At 64.4% G+C, this 13,811-nt stretch carries 12 protein-coding genes; 11 read left to right on the top strand and 1 reads right to left on the bottom strand.

Annotated features, from left to right (window positions below; translation table 11 throughout):
• Positions 1 to 35: 35 nt before the first annotated feature.
• Entirely contained in the window at positions 36 to 956 is a 921-nt protein-coding gene (locus tag ACYVRZ_RS12135; RefSeq protein WP_461227205.1) for a YveK family protein, read from the bottom strand.
• A 486-nt stretch (positions 957 to 1,442) separates the two neighbouring features.
• Between ACYVRZ_RS12135 and ACYVRZ_RS12130 the strand changes: the two genes are divergently transcribed.
• From ACYVRZ_RS12130 to ACYVRZ_RS12080, 11 genes are all read left to right on the top strand, one after another.
• The gene (locus tag ACYVRZ_RS12130) at positions 1,443 to 2,159 is read left to right on the top strand and encodes a sugar transferase (RefSeq protein WP_461227203.1); all 717 of its coding nucleotides are present in this window, start codon (positions 1,443 to 1,445) and stop codon (positions 2,157 to 2,159) included.
• A gap of 180 nt (positions 2,160 to 2,339) precedes the next feature.
• The gene (locus ACYVRZ_RS12125; protein WP_461227201.1) at positions 2,340 to 3,479 is read left to right on the top strand and encodes a glycosyltransferase family 4 protein; all 1,140 of its coding nucleotides are present in this window, start codon (positions 2,340 to 2,342) and stop codon (positions 3,477 to 3,479) included.
• 179 nt (positions 3,480 to 3,658) lie between these two features.
• On the top strand, positions 3,659 to 4,747 hold the full coding sequence (locus ACYVRZ_RS12120) for a glycosyltransferase (protein ID WP_461227199.1): 1,089 nt from the start codon (positions 3,659 to 3,661) through the stop codon (positions 4,745 to 4,747).
• Between the two features lie 81 nt (positions 4,748 to 4,828).
• Positions 4,829 to 6,091 carry a glycosyltransferase gene (locus ACYVRZ_RS12115; RefSeq protein WP_461227197.1) on the top strand — a complete coding sequence of 421 codons (1,263 nt, stop codon included), beginning with the start codon at positions 4,829 to 4,831 and terminating at the stop codon, positions 6,089 to 6,091.
• The gene (locus tag ACYVRZ_RS12110) at positions 6,085 to 7,308 is read left to right on the top strand and encodes an O-antigen ligase family protein (RefSeq protein ID WP_461227195.1); all 1,224 of its coding nucleotides are present in this window, start codon (positions 6,085 to 6,087) and stop codon (positions 7,306 to 7,308) included. Before ACYVRZ_RS12115 ends, ACYVRZ_RS12110 begins: the two co-directional genes overlap by 7 nt.
• On the top strand, positions 7,305 to 8,684 hold the full coding sequence (locus ACYVRZ_RS12105) for a lipopolysaccharide biosynthesis protein (protein ID WP_461227193.1): 1,380 nt from the start codon (positions 7,305 to 7,307) through the stop codon (positions 8,682 to 8,684). Before ACYVRZ_RS12110 ends, ACYVRZ_RS12105 begins: the two co-directional genes overlap by 4 nt.
• A gap of 41 nt (positions 8,685 to 8,725) precedes the next feature.
• Positions 8,726 to 9,922, top strand: a complete 1,197-nt coding sequence (locus ACYVRZ_RS12100; RefSeq protein WP_461227191.1) for a glycosyltransferase family 2 protein — start codon at positions 8,726 to 8,728, stop codon at positions 9,920 to 9,922.
• Between the two features lie 68 nt (positions 9,923 to 9,990).
• Positions 9,991 to 10,461 carry a serine O-acetyltransferase gene (locus tag ACYVRZ_RS12095; RefSeq protein WP_461227189.1) on the top strand — a complete coding sequence of 157 codons (471 nt, stop codon included), beginning with the start codon at positions 9,991 to 9,993 and terminating at the stop codon, positions 10,459 to 10,461.
• Between the two features lie 327 nt (positions 10,462 to 10,788).
• A complete protein-coding gene (locus ACYVRZ_RS12090; RefSeq protein ID WP_461227187.1) occupies positions 10,789 to 11,610 on the top strand; it encodes an SGNH/GDSL hydrolase family protein in 822 nt (273 codons plus the stop codon).
• Positions 11,611 to 11,624: 14 nt separating this feature from the next.
• On the top strand, positions 11,625 to 12,728 hold the full coding sequence (locus ACYVRZ_RS12085) for an LCP family glycopolymer transferase (RefSeq protein WP_461227185.1): 1,104 nt from the start codon (positions 11,625 to 11,627) through the stop codon (positions 12,726 to 12,728).
• A 149-nt stretch (positions 12,729 to 12,877) separates the two neighbouring features.
• The gene (locus ACYVRZ_RS12080; protein WP_461227183.1) at positions 12,878 to 13,543 is read left to right on the top strand and encodes a hypothetical protein; all 666 of its coding nucleotides are present in this window, start codon (positions 12,878 to 12,880) and stop codon (positions 13,541 to 13,543) included.
• Positions 13,544 to 13,811 lie beyond the last annotated feature (268 nt).

Genomic DNA, 13,811 nt, shown 5'->3' with positions numbered 1-13,811 from the left:
AAAAGCACCGTGGGAAACCGCGTTCATCACAAAGTTTATGAAAGGGGCCACATCGGGACCTGCGAGCGGCCGGCCGCGGTCCTTGCCGTCGTGGCCGCGGCGGTTGGCTCGGGCCGGGAAGCCGCCTCGACCGCCGCGCGATTGCCGCCGTCATCGCGCGTTGCGGTGCCAGCCGGGTCGCTGGTGGTATCCGCCGGTGGGAAGGCCAGCGAGCGGTCGATGGCCGCCACCGGGGGCCGTGGCGTGTTGGGGCGAGGACCGCGCTGCATGACGCTCGGTGCGATGTCCTCAATCACGGCCAGCAGCGGCAGGCCGAGCTCCTGTTCGATGAAGGCCGTCCCGTCCACTGCCCCGGTGTCGGCCGCGCGGCGCCAGGCCACGACGCAGCCGGTCAAAAACCCGAGCAAAAGCCCCAGCGCCAAGTTGCCCCAGTGGTTGGGGAAGGCCGGCACCTTGGTCAGGGTACCCCGGGCGACGATTCCCACGGACTGGGCGTTGGCGACCAGCCGCGGCAGCTTCTGCTGCAGCACGGCGACCACCGCGTTGGCCAAGGCCCGTGAGAGGTAGGGGTCACCGGTGGCCACCGTGACGGTCAGCACCTGCGAGTTCGGGGTGGTGGTCAGGCTGACGGCCGTGCTCAGGTTGCGCGGCGGGGTGAAGCCTTGGGCCTTGAGTGCCTGTTTCACCGGCGTCAGCACGACCGGTTCGCGGATCAGGTCCTTGTAGGTGGTGACTTGAGCCAGGCCGGCCGTCGTCTGATTGAACACCTCGTCGGCGGTTTTGGCCGGCTTGGGGTTGATCAAAAGCCGGGTGGTGGTGCGGTACTTGGCAGGAATCAAGAAATAAGTGGCGCCGGTGGCCAGCGCCCCGCCGAGTGCGGTGATTGTCAGAATCAAAAGCAGCCGCCGGCGCAGGACCGCCAGCGCGTGGCCGAGGTCGATCGCGTCTTCGTTCATAGGTACCTCCATGCGGGGCCGCGGGTTGACGAACGGCCGAATATGAAGAATTGTGACTCAAAAATTATCCTTCAAAAACAAACATATGGGTCCATTGTAGCATCATTCCCCGGCGGTTTCTGCAAAATTTCGCCGCGCTGCAATCGCCCAGAAGAACCCAATGGCGGCCGCCGTCAGCGCGGGATGCGAGCCACCCCAGTTGGGATTTTATTACAAATGTGCAAAGCGATAGCGGCGATTCCGCTTCCAATTGCGTCGGATTGCAAGCCTGTTTTATAACGGATATGACGCGTCTACGCGGGGGCTTTTATTCATATTTGTGGCATGGTACTATGGAACGGAACACCTTGATTCGTGGGGGATAACACGCGATTGTGAGAATGCTTTCACAAGTTTCTATGCAGATGTTAATGGATTTTCATGTGTTCTTAAATATTAAAAAGAGAGATAGTCAGAAACTGGGGAATAATGACTGCGGGAGAAAAAATGGCGGAACGTCGCGTTTTCCATCCACAGAAGCTTAACTTACTCACCCGCCTGATTGATCAGGCAGATGCGGCGCCGCTGCACCTCGACCGCGAGCGACTCGCCGGCCAGCGTCTGTTCGAAGCGGGCTGCCGGGTCTTCGACACGGTGGCCGGGCTGGCTGGGCTGATCGTGCTGGCACCGCTTTCGGCGGCGCTGGCCCTGGCAATCAAGCTGGACGATCCGCACGGTCCGGTCCTGTTCAGCCAGGTGCGAGTCGGTCGCGGCGGCCGCACGTTTCGCATGCTCAAGTTTCGCTCGATGGTGGTCGGCGCCGAGGCCCAGCTGCCGGCGCTTTTGACCCGCAACGAGGTGAGCGGTGCGATGTTCAAAATGGCGCAGGACCCGCGGGTGACCCGCGTCGGCCGCTTCATCCGTCGCACCAGCCTGGACGAGCTGCCGCAGCTGTTGAACGTGGTCACCGGCGACATGGCGCTAGTCGGACCGCGGCCGCCGCTTTTGCGCGAGGTGGCCGCCTACACCGATTACGACCGCCAACGCCTGTGGGTGCGGCCCGGTTGTACCGGGCTGTGGCAGGTCAGCGGCCGCAACAGCGTCGGTTTTGCCGAGATGGTCGCCCTGGATCTGACCTACATCAAGCACCGCTCGTGGCGGCTCAACCTGCGCATCATCGCGGCCACGGTGCGGGTGATGTTGGCGCGGAACAGCGCGTATTGAGGCGGCCGGCCCAGGCGCCGCCGCGAGCTAAAGCTGGTTCGCCGGCACCGGGCGCTTCGGGCCGGAATCGGCCTTAGCGGTACTAGCCGCTGGCACCGTGGTCCGGCCTGGCACCGCGACCAATCTTTGGCCGCCGACCGGCTCGGCCACACATGGACAAATGTTGAATGGAGAGAACGCATGCACAGTGATATGAGCGTCGTGATGCCGGGACAAAAACGGGTGCCTTCGCTTAACGGCGGCATCGAGCGGGTGCTGACGGAACTTTCGCCAGAGCTTGTGAAGCAAGGCGTCGCGGTGACCTGCCTGAACCGCGCCGGCGAGCCGATAATCGAAGGCGACTACCCGAAGACCAAGGGCCCGTTCAAGGGCGTCAAGCTCGGCAGCGTCTGGACCATTCGCGGCAAGGGGCTGTCGGCCGTTTCCGCCTCGGTATCCGGCGCCGTTCGGGCCCTGTTCGGCGGCTTTGACGTGGTGCATTTTCACGCCGAGGGGCCCAGTGCGATGATCTGGTTGCCCAAGCTGTTCAAGAAGCGCTGCGTGGTCACGGTTCACGGCCTCGACTGGAAGCGCGACAAGTGGCGCGGGGGCTTTGGGGCCCGGTACATTAAGTTCGGCGAGCGGATGATCGCCAAATACGCCGACGCGATCATCGTCTTGAACGTTGACACGCGCCGCTACTTCGAACAGACCTACCACCGCGAGTCCTACTACATTCCCAACGGCGTCAGCCCGGTGACCGCGCAGGGGGCGGTCCTGATCGACGAGCGTTACGGCCTGGCGCCGCGCGATTACGTCCTCAGCGTGTCGCGCCTGACGCCGGAAAAAGGGCTGCACGACCTGATCGCGGCCTTCCGCCAGCTCGACACGACCAAGCGGCTGGTGATTGCCGGCGGGGACTCGGACACGGCGGCCTACCAGGCCGAGCTGAAAAAGGCGGCAGCCGGCGATCCGCGCATCCTGTTCACCGGCTTCGTGGCCGGGCAGACGCTGGCGGAGCTATACGCCAACGCCGCGACCTTCGTCCTGCCGTCGCGCATCGAAGGGATGCCGCTGGCGCTGCTCGAGGCTTTGGCCTACGACAACCGCGTGGTGGCCTCGGCGATTCCCGAGATTCAGGAGGTCGCCAAGGACCGCGCGACCTACTTCGCCCCGGGCGACGTCGCCGGGCTGGCCACGGCGCTGCGTCATAGCCTGGCCCAACCGGCTCCGGCCGGCGCTAACGCGGCGTTCGTCCACGAGCACTTCGACTGGGCCCACACCGCCGCGGCGACCAAGGCCGTCTACCAGCAGGTGCTGGCCTCGGGCCGGCGGGGGTAGGGCGGCGCTGACTTAGCCGGGCTTTGGCCCGGGCCGGGCCGACGCTGCCGACCCCGGGGCGGCCCAGCGCTTTCGACGCCGGGCTGTAGGGCGGATTTGTTAAGCGGAATTACGGATCTGCTTGACCCGGTGCCGGGTTTTCAAGAAAAGATGAGTCGCCACGAGGAAGGGGTGAGGACATGCTGCGCGTTTTGCAGGTGGTCAACGACATGCAACGCGCCGGGCTGGAGACGGTGCTGATGAACTACTATCGCCACATCGACCGCAGCCAGGTGCAGTTTGATTTTCTCACCCACCGACCCGACGCGGCGGCCTACGACGCGGAGATTGAGGCGCTGGGCGGCCGCATCTACCACATGCCGCGGCTGTACCCGCAGCATTACCCGCAGTACTTTCGGGCGATGGCCGCGTTTTTCGCGGCGCATCCCGAGTACCGCATCGTGCATGCCCACATCGACGCGATGAGTGCCTTGCCGCTGGCCGCCGCGCGTCGGGCGAAGGTGCCGGTTCGCATCGCGCATTCGCACAACACCGGCATCGACCGCGACGCCAAGCTGCCGCTGAAGCTGCTGTTCAAAACGCTGCTACCGGCTCAGGCGACCGACTACTTCGCCTGCGGTCAGGCGGCCGGCCGCTTCCTGTTCGGCAACCGCCCGTTTTCGGTGATGAAAAACGCGATCGACGTGCCGCAGTTTCAGTTCGCCGCCGACCGCCGCGTGGCGATTCGCGCGGCGCTTGGGGCTAGCACCGATCAGTTCGTCATCGGCTGCATCGGTCGGCTGTCGTACCAGAAGAACCACGCCTTTTTGCTCAACGCGCTGGCGCCGGTGTTTGCCGCCCGGCCCAACGCGGTGTTGTGGCTGGTCGGTGAGGGCGCAGACCGCGCGGCCTTGGAAAAGCAGGCGGTACGGCTGGGGATTGGCGACCACGTGCGGTTCTTGGGCTCCCGGGCCGACACCGCCGACTTGTACCAGGGGATGGACTGCTTCGTGCTGCCGTCGCGCTTCGAGGGCATTCCGGTGGTCGGCATCGAGGCCCAGGCGGCGGGGCTGCCCTGCCTGCTGGCGGCCGCGGTCGACGACGAGGCCATCTACGGGCGGCACGTGACCAAGCTGCCGCTGACGCAGGCGGCTTGGACGCAGGCGCTTTTGGCCCAGCAACCGTTGGCCGACCGCACCGTCAGCGACTTTGGCGGCTACGCGGTCGCCACGGCCCAGGCCGACCTGACCGCCGCCTACCTGGCGCTGGCGGCCCGAGGCCGAGACTGAGGCACTGGGCCCGGACTAAGGACCAGGGGCCGGAACTGAGGCGGTCCGAGGCCGATATTTTTGCAGAAACGGAGCGAGCGAATGCAACCCAAGCTGAGCGTCATCATCCCAGTTTATAACGTGCAGGCGACCCTTGAGCGGTGCGTGGCGTCGGTGACGGCCCAGACTTGGCGCGACCTCGAAATTATCCTGGTCGACGACGGGGCGACGGACGGCAGCCCCGCCTTGTGCGACCGGCTGGCGGCCGCGGATGCTCGCGTGACGGTGCTGAACCGCGCCAACGCCGGGCTGGGGGCGGCTCGCAACGCCGGGTTGGCCCAGGCGGCCGGGACCTTCGTCGCCTTCGTCGATGCCGATGACTATCTGGCCCCAGACGCCTACGCTCGGGTGCTGGCGGCGCTGGTGCAAACCAAGGCGCCGGTGGCGTATTTTGGCCATTACGACGTGATCGGGGCCGCGGCACCGACGCCCAACGGCCAGCCGCCGCGGCAGACGCTGCTGACCGGGGCGGCGCTGGCGGCTTTTCACCTAGATGTGATTGCGCCGGATTGCCGCAGTGCGGCGCCGGTGTTCACCGGCGTCGCGGCCTGGGGAGCGGTGTATTCGCGCGACTTCCTGGCGACGCACGGCATCACCTTCTTCTCCGAACGTGACATTATTTCCGAGGACATCCTGTTCAACTTTCAGGTGACCGGCGCCGCGGCTCGCGTGGCCGTCGTGCCGGCTTGGCTGTACTACTACGTCCAGCATTCGGGGACGCTGTCGACCAGTCACCGCGCCGACCGCTGGGAAAAGTCCAAGGCGATGGTGGCCACGCTGCGGCGGCTGGGGGCGACCGAGGCGGCGGGGTCTGCGGCAGGTAACGTGGCCGCCCAACCCGTGGTCGGCCGCCAGCCAAGCGGCGCCGGTGATGCTGGCGCCGCGACTGCTACCGACGCCGCGACCGCCGCTACTGCCACCACTGCTGCTGGCGCCGCCGCAACCGACGTCACCACCGCCACCACTGCTAACGCCGCGACCGCGACTCCGGCGTTGCCTGCCGCTGCCACGCCCTGCATCGTCACGCCCGAGCTGGACCGGCGGCTGGCGCGGCTTTTGCTGATCAGCCTGCTGGTGTGTCTGAAGCAGGAATGCCAGCGAACGGCGCAGGTCGGCCGCCGGGCAGTGCATCGCACGGTCAAGGCGCTGGTCGCCGATCCGGCCACCCGCGCCGCGGTGCGAGCCTACCCGCTGGGGCGGCTGCCGCGGCTACAGACGATTTTGTTCGCGCTGGTCAGGATTGGTTGGACCGGTGCGGTATTGCTGCTGGTCAGACTGAAGCTGAAGGGAGAGACGCCGTGCTGAAGGTCCTATTCATCGCCACCATGACGGTTGCGTTTACGCTCAAATTCAACGGCAGCCAGATCAGCTACACCCTGCAGATTGCGGCCGGGCTGGTGTGGCTGGCGGTGGCTGGCGGTCGGCTGGCCCTGCAGAACCTGCTGGCCAAACGGCGCTTCACGGTGTCGCGCCTTTTGGTGTGGATGCTGGTGCCTTGGGTGCTGATTTTTTTGTGGCCGCTGATTTTGTGGGGGTTTTGGCCGCCGCAGCTGGTGGATGCGAGCTACTACGCGCGGTTTTTTAACAACGCGACGCTGATTCTGGTCGCAATTCTGGCCGCCTACCTGGCCGCCGCGACCTTCGGCGGTGACAACGCGCTGCACTTGAGCTTCTACGCGCTTGGCGCCGCGATTCTGGTCAACCTGCTGGTGGTCGTGCCGCAGTTCGACTGGCGGACGCTTGCCGCTTACCCGCTCAACGTGCTGCGCGGCGATTACGTCTGGCAAAGCCCGTTGTGGAACCTGGCCGACAAGCTGGAGACGCAGGGGCCGACCATGACGGCCGGGCTGTTTTTCCTGTACTTCCTGTGGTTCGACCGAGATGATGCGGCCCAAAAGCGCTGGCTGCTGGTGGCGGCCGCGACCGTGGCGCTTCTGATCGGGTTCAAACGCACGGCGGTGGTCGGGTTGCTTTTGGCCACTGCGGCCGTCTGGCTGCTGTCACGCAAGCGGCTGCGGCTGACCACTGCGATTGCCATCCTGGCCGGTGGGGCGATTGTCCTGCTCGGCGGCTACGTGTTCCTGCTGGATAGCGGGGCGTTGACGCCGATTTCCGCCTTCTTGCACCTGGACATGATGGGTCGCGCCGGCATTTACAGCACCTTGGTTCAGCTGTTCTCGTTTGATCCGCTGTTCGCCGGCCTGGGCTTCACCTACGTGGCCAAAACGATGTACGACACGATTCAGTTCGAGGCGCATTCCGAAATCGTGCGGATGTATGCGGAACTCGGTTTCTTCCCGTTCTTCGCGTGGCTGGGCTACGAGCTGGCTTGGCTGCCGACCGCCCTGTTGCGCCACGTTGACCGCCGGGCCGCCCGGCTGTTTTTGGTCGCGGTGATCTACGTCTTCGGGACCTACCTGACCGAAAACACGCTGATGGTGTTCTCCATGCAGTTCGGACTGGCCGCTTTCGCTTTCGCTAGCCTGCAGCCGTCGGCGCCGGCGCTTGAGGTGGCGGCATGAGCCGGCTGACGGGGCTGTTGCACTCACCCAAAATCCAAAACGTGCTGAAAATTTCCGGCGGGACGATTGCCGGCCAACTGATCGCCGTGGCGACGCTGCCCTTCGTCACCCGCATTTACGGCGCCAGTCGCATGGGCATCTGGGCGACTATGCTGGCCGTCGCGATGCTGCTGCAGACCTTCTGCGACCTTGGGCTCGAGAACAGCATTATGATCGAGCCCGACGGCGAACGCGCCGGGCTGTTGTACCGCCTGACCGGGCGGCTGACGGCGCTGATCGCCGTGGCCTCTTTGGTGGTGGTGGTGCCGTACTTCACCTGGGTGGAACACGCGGGGGTCGGCACCGGTCTGATTCTCGGCGGCATGACGGTGCTTTACGCCTACACGCTCAAGCAGGCCAGCATCGCCTACACCTGGCTCAACCGCAACAAGCAATACGCGGTGTTGATGAAAAACCCGATTCTGAATTACGTCACGATGGCGGTGGTGGCGCTTGGCGCCGGCGCCTTGGGGCTGCTTGAGTACGGCTACTACGCGGCGATGATCGCCGGGCAGCTGGTCACCCTGTGGCACATGCGCCGCCACGTCCCGCACCACGGTGGTGTGGGACGGCAGGCGGCCCGGGCCGCCTTGGCCGATTACCGGCACCTGATGCTGTACCAGACGCCCAACAACCTGATGATTCAGATGCGTGAGCAGGTCCCCAACCTCGCAATCGGTCTGTTGTTCGGCAACACGGTGCTGGGGTATTACGCCGTGTCGATCAAGGTCTTGAACATGCCGATCAATTTCATCGCCCAGGCGGTCGGCAAGGTGTTCTACCAGTCGCTGTCCGAGCTGGCCTGGGCCAAAAAAAGCATGGCGAGCTTTATCGCTCGCAACTTCGACCGGGCAATCGCGCTGGGCGTCGTGCCGGTGCTTGGACTGTTCGCGTTCGGCGACGTGTTTGCCGTCCTGTTTTTCGGCGGTTCCTACCTGATGGCCGGCGAGATTCTGCGGCTGGTGGTGTTTCGGGCCTTTTTCACCTTCGTGTCCGTCTGCATGCAAAGCATCGACATCGTGCTGGCCAAGCAGCATTACACCCTGGCCGCGACGGTGTCGCAGACGGTCCTGGGGGTCCTCAGCATCGTCTTGGGGGCGATTGGCCACAGCGTGATGCTGGGCATCGCGCTTCTGGTCGTCAGCTACATCGTGATTCAGCTGGTCTACTACCAGGCACTGTTTGCGACCCAAGGCATTCGGATGCGGCGCCACTACGCCTACATGTTGGTCTGTCTGAGTGGCGTCTTGATTGGCGGCTGGCTGCTTCGCGCCGGGTTTGCGGCGGTGGTCGGGCATTGGTGGCCGAAGGCGTTCGCGTGGTTTCGGATTTGGTAGCGTAACGGGAATGATTTCCCGGGAAATATGGGAGGGCAATCATGAGACCATTGAAGCTGATGCGGCTGCCCCACGGGGTTGCCGCCGCCATGCAGGTCGGGGTGACGGCTGCGACCTGGTGCCAGCTGCACCGGCGTGACCGCCACCCGGTGGCTTTGCCGGATTGCGCCGCTGCGGCCACCACTCTGGCGGCTTGCCACGCGGCGCCGACCATGGCCGCTACGGTCAGTGATTCGCCGTCACCGCGGCGCGACCGGCTGGCTAAGGCCACCTGTGATGTGTCGGTGATTGTGTCCTGCTATAACAGCGAAGCCACGATTGCCGCCTGCGTCGGGAGCGTGTTGAATCAACCGTTCACTGGGAAGCTGGAGCTAATCGTGGTTGACGACGGATCGACCGATGGCAGTCGCGAGGTTCTGGCTCAGCTGAGCGACCCGCGGCTGCGCGTGTTGGTGCAGCCCAACGGCGGGCTGGGAGCCGGCCGCAATCACGGTCTTGAGGCAGCGCGTGGCCGCTACCTGCTGTTCGTCGACGCCGATGATCGGTTGGCACCCGCCGCCTTGCAGACGCTGTGGGAAGCGGCCAAGGCCGAGCGGCTGGACTTGGTGGACGGCCGCTTTCGCCAGTTTGCCGGCCAACACAGCGTGGTGTGGCGCAACCACCACCGAACGCTAAGTGACGCGGCTGGGGTGCTACGGCCGGGCGTCGGCGGTTTTGCCACCGGTCGCCTGTTTCGGCGGGAACTTTGGCAGACGGTGCGTTTTCCCACTGGCTACTGGTTCGAAGACACCTGTGTGATCTTTCTGGTGCTGCCGCAGGTGCGGCGCTACCGGCTACTGGACGCGGTGGTGTACGACTACCGTGACAATCCCGGTGGCATCAGCAAGGTCAGCGCTGGGACCCCCCGAGCGTTGGACACGCTGTATCTGACCGTGGCGCTGTGCGAGCAGGCCCAGGCCCAAGGCGTAGACCTGGCGCGGCTGCGGCCGGTGGCAATCTGGCAGCTCACCCGGTTTGCCGTCGAACGGCTGGCCGGACTTGACGAGGCGGTTCAGACCGCGGCGTTCGCGACGGCCGCCGCCTACGTCCAACGCACTCCGGCGCTGACGGCGGTGGGGCCGCACGACGGCTGGTTCGTGCGACGGGCTACCGCGGCCCTGGTCGCCGGCGACCTGGCGGCCTGGCAGCGGCTGGGTCGCGGCTGGGCCTTGCGCGATAAAATCGGGCTGCGGGGTTAGGCCAATGCATGATCGGTTGGGTTAAGGACCGCTTGTGGGAAGGGCAGGCGAGACGAGGAGGAACAGGGATGCGCAGAACAAGAACGGACGCCCTCGGTTACTTTGTGATTGGCGTTTATCGCACCGGCAACTGGCTTTATTACCATTTCAAGGTGCCGGTGCTGCGACAGCTGCTGCTTTTGGTGTACAAAATCATCAACCTGCTGTTGCTCAAGTTTGCGATGGGCATCGACATTCCCGCCACCGTGCGAATCGGTCCGGAACTTGTGATTTATCACCCGCACAGCATCGTGATCACGCCCCAGGCCGTGATTGGGGCCCGAGCGACTCTTCACCACCAGGTGACGATCGGCAACAAGGGGACTGGCGCCACCGGCATTCCGACCATCGGTGACGACGTTGAAATCGGTACCGGAGCGGTGATCATCGGCGAGCTGACCCTGGGCGACGGGGTTCGAGTCGGCGCCAACGCCGTGGTCACTCAAAGCTTTCCGGACCATGCGGTGGTGGGGGGCGTGCCGGCCCGGCGGCTGCGCTGATGCCGCGGCCGCGGTGGTGGACTAAGAACCGGCATCCGGATGGGTCCCGGTTCAATGCGGCCGAAGCGACCGCGCCATCGCCGGGCCTTGCTGTGTGGCGGTCGTGGCTCGCACAGGCTGAACGGATTGCGTCTTTGCAACCCCTGGGGCCACACCATTGGCTTGGTGCGAGCGACGCCGGCTTGACCGAGATGCCGGCCAACTATTCAGTATTGGCCCATACAATGCTACAATGAACGCAATGTCAGCGGCGGCCGCCTGTGCCGCAGTGCGGCGTCGGTCACGGCAACCGCGGCCTTCGCCGAGTGAAAAACGGAGGAGTTCCAGATGAAACGCGCATTCGCATCCATTCTGCTGATCGTCGCCTTGGTGGTGGCGACTGGCGCCTTGGCCCTTGCCGGTCACCGGCGCCAGGCGGCCCAGTTGGCCCAGCAAACCGCGGCTTACCAGTCAAACCGGACGGCTCACCCGGCCGCCGCTGCAGCAGCCAAGACGGCAACCACGACGACCACCGCGAAGGCCGGCGAAAAGGTCGCCACCAAGGCGGCCACCGCTCGGGCCAAGAAGCTCAAGGCAGTCGGCCAGGGCCAGTCGCTTAGCGTCGCGGTCATGGGCTCGGACATCGCAACGGGCAAGGATCCGGCCGGATTTCAGTACGGCGTGCGGGATTACCTGAGCAAGACCCTGGGCTACGATGTCACGCTGAGCGGCAACTGGGCGGCCGGCGCCACCATCGGCGGCACCGGGTTGTCACAGCTGGCCACCGTCGCGGCCAAGGCCCCGGCGCTTTTGATTATCGCGTACGGCACCGCCGAGCAGGATTCGACCAACAACTTCTACGCCCAGCCGGACACCTTGCGTGCAAACCTGGCGATGCTCCTGTCTCGGGCCAAAACCGCGCTGCCCGACACGCGCGTGGTGGTGTTGACCTCCTGGCGGCACGGCACGGACGGTGCGGCTTACGACGCCGTCATCAAGACGGCCGCCCAGGCGGCCGGGGCCCAGGTGGTCGATCTGACCACGGTGTGGCAGGCGGCGGCGAACCAGACGGCGGCCAACCAACCGACTGAGGCGGGGCAGCAGGCCATCGCCCAGGCCGTGATCAAGCAGGCGCTGGTGAAGGCTTACGTTCCCAAGGCATTGCAGTAGGTAAAGGAGATAACATGGCAGACAACAACGAACCAGAATTGCAACCGCAGACGCATCAGCATCACCATCACCACCACCGTCACCCGCGGCGGCGCCTTCACATCTGGCGCTGGATTGGTGGCATTGTGCTGGCGCTGATTGTGGCCGCCGCCGGCTTCGCCTGGTACACCTACAAAACGGTCAAGGACACCGCCAACAACACCTACATCCCGTTGAGCAAGGACAACAAGGACGCGCAGACCGCCATCAGCAAGCAAAAGCCGATCAGCCTGCTTTTGATGGGGACGGACACCGGCGCCTTGGGTCGGACCGAGGCCCGGGGTCGCACCGACACGATGATTGTGGTCACCGTCAATCCGCAGACCCAAACCACCACGATGGTGTCGGTGCCGCGTGACACGATGAGTCAGATGATCGGCTACGATGGCATCAACATTCAAAAAATCAACGCGGCTTACAACATCGGCGGCTCCGACATGGCGGTCAACACCGTTTCCGCACTGCTGAACCTGCCGATTCAGCACTACGCCTTGGTCAACATGGGCGGCATGGAGAAGGTGGTCGACGCCGTGGGTGGCGTCGACGTCGACGTTCCGTTCGATTTTGACAACGCTGGCTACACCTTCAAGAAGGGCGCGATGCACTTGGACGGCAAAAAGGCGCTGGCCTACGTGCGGATGCGCTACGATGATCCCAAGGGCGACTACGGCCGCACCGCGCGGCAGCGCCAGGTGATCACCGGCATCCTGAAGGCGGCGCCGAGCTTCAAGAGCCTGGCCAACTTCAAGACGCTGTTGACCCAGGTGGAGAACAACTTCCGCTCGAGCATGACCTTCGACGACATGCTCAACCTGTTCCAGCACTACCGCTCGGCGGCCAACACCGTCAAGGAGGATTCGCTGCAAGGCGTCGGCTGCTACCTGAACGGCTCGGCCTACCAGATCATGGCGACCAAGGAGCTGCAGCGCGTCTCCGACACCCTGCGTGCCAGCATGGGGCTGAAGAAGGCGACGCTGAGCAACGAGGAAACCAAGCAAAACGCGTTGAACCCCAACTTTGACTGGACCGCGGCCAATACCAAGGGTTACGTGGTGCAAGGCGCCGACCGCGTGAATTAGTGCGACCGTCACGCGTGGCGGAGAGGGCCCGAGCAATCGGGCCTTTTTGATGGCGTCAACAACGGTTGTGCGATGATTCACCAGTTTTAGTTGGTACCGCTCAACTTCTGCTATATAATGAATTCAATAACGCGTTGGAGGCGAAACAGGTGGAAAAATGGGTAGCGGGGTTGGCGAATAATCTCTTGTTGCGGGAGCTCGGCGTGGTGGCCCTGATCCTTTTGACCATTGTGATTTATTACTTCCGCTACGTGCGGCTGGCGCGAAAGCTCCACGGTCGGGCCCAGCACAACGGGCTGCAGCGGCTGATCGCCGGCACCCGCACGGTGATGGTCGGGCTGGCCTTCATCCTGCTTCTGGTGATCGGCTACGACCGGGTTTGGCCGCACTTCGCCCCGCAAGCGCAGACCAAGACCCAAGTGGCCACGACCAGCGCCAAGAAGACCGAGGCGACCAGCAAGACCAAGTCCAGCACCAAGGTCGCGACCGCCAAGACCAAGGCTGACAAGACCAAAAAGGCCGCAAGCACCACCAGCAGCGCCAGTTCCAGTAGCGCCGCCTCGAGCAGCTCGGTGACCGAAACCGCGGAGACGCAGGCGGCTACGCAGCTGGTCTCGAACTATTACGCCAATAACCCCGGTGGCTTGGACACGACGGCCCAGGTCACTTACCGCTACTTAGGCGACACCACCGGCAACGCGAACCTGCCGGTGCATCGCATCGGCGGCTTCGTCACCGAAGGCGGCAAGGAGGTCCAGAAGTACGAGTTCTGGGTCTACCCGGGCAACCAGTTCGACCGCCAAACCGACTTCTAATCACGCAGCGCAATCAAACAAGCCTCGGCCAATTTGGCCGAGGCTTGTTTGATTATCCACCTGAACGATGCCGCCGCGATCAGTCGCGGGGATGCCGGCGGTTACTTGCCCGTGGGTTTCGGCTTGGCGCCTGAGGCCTTCGCCTTGTCCTCTTGGCGCAGCCGCTCCGCCAGCTGCAGGATGTACGCGCGTAGCTCGTCTTTGACCTCCGGGTGAGTCAAGCCGTACTCGATGGTGGTCTCCACGAAGCCGAACTTGTTGCCGACGT

The sequence above is a fragment of the Lacticaseibacillus suihuaensis genome (assembly GCF_054785075.1).
The sequence above is the reverse complement of the archived record's forward strand: the minus strand, read 5'-3'. Positions and strand labels throughout refer to the sequence as shown.